The following is a 3,891-nucleotide window of genomic DNA, read 5'->3' as shown; positions in this document are numbered from 1 at the left end:
GGTGCCCGGGCCGCCCGCCCGGAGCCTTGCGGGCTCGCGGGCGTCAGCACCCGGGCGCAGCCTGCCTGGGCGAACAGGTCGGCGAGCCGGGTGCCGGCGAGCGCCGGGGACGGCAGCAGGAACGGCCGCCTCGACAGCAGGCAGGCCAGCACGAGGGCGATGGCGGCGGGCGAGGTGCGGGCGAGGATGCCGACCGGGTCGCCGGGGGCGATGCCGAGGACCGCGAGACGTTCGCGTTCGCGGCCGGCCGCCTCGTACAGGGCGCGGTAGCTGGTGGGCTCGCCGTGCCGGATCAGGGCCGGGGCGTCGGGGTGGCGGCGCACCTGGGTGAGGAAGCCTGCGACGAGGCCGGTGGGGCCGCTCATCGCAGCTGCGCCCATCCGCTCTTGACGGCGGGCCCGTTCGCCGTGCGGCAGGCGAAGCGCACGGTGCTGTGGGCGGCGTCGGGCTGGAGAGTGATGTCGAGCGGCTCGCCCGGCGGTACGGGGGCGGAGAAGCGGCCGCCGACGGAGCGGATGCGGGTGATGTCGCCGTCGGCGTACCGGTCGGCGATCTCCTCGCAGGCCAGGGCGATGACGCTCATGCCGTGGGCGATGACGGTGTCGAATCCGGCGGCGCGGGCGGCTTCCTCATCGAGGTGGATGGGGTTGAGGTCGCCGGAGGCGTGGGCGTAGGCGCGGATCGTTGCCGGGGTGAGGGTGTGGCAGGCGGTGGCCGGCTCGCCGACGGGTCCGGTGGGGGCGGGGGCGCTCGCGGCGGGTATGTCGCCGAACGGCTCGATGTTCTTGGCGCCGACGAGCAGGGCGTGGGTGAGCAGTTCGGCGAAGTCGACGCCGTCGTCGCCGGTGAGGCGGGTGCGCACGGCGATGCGGGTGCCTCGTGGTTCGCGGCGGGCGGCGAGCACGTCGAGGGCGGCGGTGACCTGTTCGCGGGCGCGCACGGGCCGCTCGAGGCGGATGTCCTGGCCGAGGTGGACGACGGACGTCTCCTCGGGAGTGGTGAGGGCGCGCACCGTCTTGTCGGCCAGGTTGTGGGCGAGGACGAAGGTGTGCACGGGTGAGGCATGGGGGGTGGGCGCGGCGGGCAGGCCCAGGCGCACGGCGGCGCGGTAGGCGTCGATGTCCTGGGCCGAGGCGGTGCGCTGGGCGGTGCGCGCGGGGGCGGGGGTGGTCGTCATACCGGCACCACCACCAGGGAGGCGTTGTGTCCGCCGAAGCCGAAGGAGTTCGACAGGGCGGGCCCGGAGGCGATGGTGCGGGGGCTGCTGTGGACCACGTCGATGTCCAATCCTGGCTCCAGGCGCTGGTGGTTGGCGGTGGGCGGTACTTCGCGGGCGCGCATCGCGAGGGTGGCGGCGATGAGTTCGACGGCGCCGGCGGCGCCGATGAGGTGGCCGATGACGCCCTTGGGTGCGGTGACCGGGGGGCCGCCTGTGCCGAACACCTTGTTCAGGGCGGTGGCTTCGGCCCGGTCGTTGTGGGGGGTGGAGGTGCCGTGGGCGTTGATGTGGGCGATGTCGCGGGGGGTGAGGCCCGCGTCGGCGAGGGCGCTCGTCATGGCGCGGGCGGCGCCCGCGCCGTCGGGCAGCGGCATCGACAGGTGGTGGGCGTCGGCGGTGGCGCCGTAGCCGGCGACCTCGGCGTAGGGGCGGGCGCCGCGGGCGCGGGCGTCGTCGGCGCGCTCCAGGACGACAAATCCGGCCCCCTCCCCCATCACGAACCCGTCGCGGTCGGCGTCGAAGGGCCGTGAGGCGTGCTCCGGTTCGTCGTTGCGCAGGGACACGGCGTTGAGGTTGCCGAATCCGGCGAGGGTGACGGGGGTGAGGGTGGACTCGCAGCCGCCTGCGATGACGACGTCGGCGCGGTGGGTCTTCAGCAGCAGCATCGCCTGGCCGATGGCGTCGGCGCCGCTGGCGCAGGTGGTGGCGATGGTGGTGGCGGGGCCGGTCCAGGAAAGACGCATGGCGATCTGGGCGGCGGCCGCGTTGGGCATCGTCATCAGCGGCATCAGCGGGTTGACGCGATGGGGGCCGTGCTCGGTGAAGTGCGCGGACTCCAGGTCGCTGGTGGCCCGCCCGCCGACCGCGTTGCCGACCACGACGGCGGTGCGGTCCGGGTCGGGTGCGGGGGCGCCCGCGTCGCGGTGTGCGGCGAGGGCGGCGGTGGTTCCGTACAGGGCGAACGGGTCCATCCGGCGGGCGTCCTTGGCGCCGACGAGGCCGACGTCGTCGAGGCCGGTGACGCGGCAGCCGATCCGTACCCGGTGGCGGGCGAGGTCGAGGTGGGTGAGTTCGGCGGCGGTGGAGCGGCCGGCGCGCAGTGCCGCCCACAGCGCGTCGGGGGTGCAGCCCGCCGGTGTGACCACGCCGATGCCGGTGATCACGACCGGGGGCGGGGTGGAGGTTGCCATGGTGGGTTCCCCGTTCCGTTTCCCTGGGTTGCGTTTCCCCGGCGTCTCAGGCCGGGATGATGCGGCACTCGCGGGCGGAGGCGAGGAACGCCTGGGCCGCGAAGTCGATGTCGGCCTCGGTGTGGCGGGCGGTGACCGCGATCCGCAGCCGTGCCAGGTCGTTGGGGACGGCGGGGGTGACCACGGGCAGGCCGATGACGCCGTTCCTGCGGCAGGCGGTGGCCAGGTCGTAGGCCGCGTCGTCGGAGCCGGCGATCAGCGGCAGGACCGCGGTCTCGCTGTCCTGGGTGCGCAGGCCTTCCGCGTTGATGAGGTTCCGCAGGCGGGTGGACTGGTGCTGGATGTGGGCGACGCGTTCGGGTTCGCGCTGCAGGATGCGCAGCGACTCGAGGGCGGCCGCGGCCTGGGCGGGCCCGAGGGCGGCGGAGAACAGGAACGGCCGTGCGGCGTAGCGCAGATGGCCGATGAGCTCGGCGGGGCCCGCGATCCAGCCGCCCATGGAGGGGATCGCCTTGGAGAGGGTGCCGAGTTTGACGTCGACCCGGGCCTTGTGATCGAAGTGTTCCTCGATGCCGCGGCCGGTCTTGCCGATGACGCCGAGCGCATGGGCCTCGTCGACCATGAGGAGGGCGTTGTGCTCGTCGCAGACCTTGCGCAGCTCGGGCAGCGGGGCGATGTCGCCGTCCATGGAGTAGACGCTGTCGACGATGACGAGCCGCACGCCGTCGGGGCTCGCGGCCCGCAGCCGGCGGTCGAGGTGGTCGACGTCGTTGTGGCGGAAGCGGGTGACGGTAGCCCCCGACAGGCGGCAGCCGTCGACGATGGAGGCGTGGTCGTACTTGTCGATGAACACGGTGTCGCCGGGGCCGACGAGGCCGCCGACGGTGCCGGTGTTGGCGGCGTAGCCGGAACCGAAGACCATGGAGGCCTCGCGGTCGGCGAACCGGGCGACCTCCGCCTCCAGTTCCTCGTGCAGGGGGATGGATCCGGCCAGGGCCCGCACGCCGTGGTTGCCGGTGCCGTAGAGGTCGACGGCGGCCTTCGCGGCGGCGACGACACGCTCGTCGCCGGCCAGGCCCAGGTAGCTGTAGCCGGACATCATCAGCAGGCGGCGGCCGTCGAGGTCTGCGTAGGCGCTGTCGCGTTCGACGGTGTAGGCGACGAAGCTGTTGCGGCGCTCGGGTTCCCATTCGAGGGCCTGGACGCGGCGTCGTGTCGCCGCCAGCTTCGGCTCGAGGCGTTCCCATCCTCCGGATGCGTTCACGTGCGTCTCCTCATCCACTTCTCGGGTCTGTCCAGGCGCGCCGTCTTTTCTATGCGCCGGCCCGCAAGGCGGGCGCAACAGCACCTTTGACGTGCGCGAACTGCCGTTGCGGGGGCGAGATTTGATCGAATTTCGATCAAAGGACAAATACCGGAGTCGCTGGTTCCCACTTATTCCCGCGGGTATGTTTTTTAGCCAGTGTTGAATGTGGCGACAAT

The 3,891-nt window shown here is 73.0% G+C and carries 4 protein-coding genes; all 4 read right to left on the bottom strand.

Going from position 1 to position 3,891, the window contains the following annotated elements; all coding sequences use genetic code 11:
• The coding region (locus tag ABZ070_RS35855) for an AMP-binding protein (RefSeq protein WP_356640225.1) at window positions 1-365 on the bottom strand (365 nt) is incomplete at its 3' end.
• Window positions 362-1,177 (bottom strand): MaoC family dehydratase, encoded by an 816-nt coding sequence (locus ABZ070_RS35850; protein WP_356640224.1) that lies wholly within the window; start codon window positions 1,175-1,177, stop codon window positions 362-364. The genes ABZ070_RS35850 and ABZ070_RS35855, both read right to left, overlap by 4 nt.
• Window positions 1,174-2,409 carry a beta-ketoacyl-[acyl-carrier-protein] synthase family protein gene (locus ABZ070_RS35845; RefSeq protein WP_356640222.1) on the bottom strand — a complete coding sequence of 412 codons (1,236 nt, stop codon included), beginning with the start codon at window positions 2,407-2,409 and terminating at the stop codon, window positions 1,174-1,176. Before ABZ070_RS35845 ends, ABZ070_RS35850 begins: the two co-directional genes overlap by 4 nt.
• Before the next feature lie 46 nt (window positions 2,410-2,455).
• Window positions 2,456-3,673, bottom strand: a complete 1,218-nt coding sequence (locus tag ABZ070_RS35840; protein ID WP_356640220.1) for an aminotransferase class I/II-fold pyridoxal phosphate-dependent enzyme — start codon at window positions 3,671-3,673, stop codon at window positions 2,456-2,458.
• Between the last annotated feature and the right edge of the window lie 218 nt (window positions 3,674-3,891).

The sequence above is a fragment of the Streptomyces sp. NPDC006283 genome, from assembly GCF_040613325.1.
Lineage (GTDB): Bacteria > Actinomycetota > Actinomycetes > Streptomycetales > Streptomycetaceae > Streptomyces.
The sequence above is the reverse complement of the archived record's forward strand: the minus strand, read 5'-3'. Positions and strand labels throughout refer to the sequence as shown.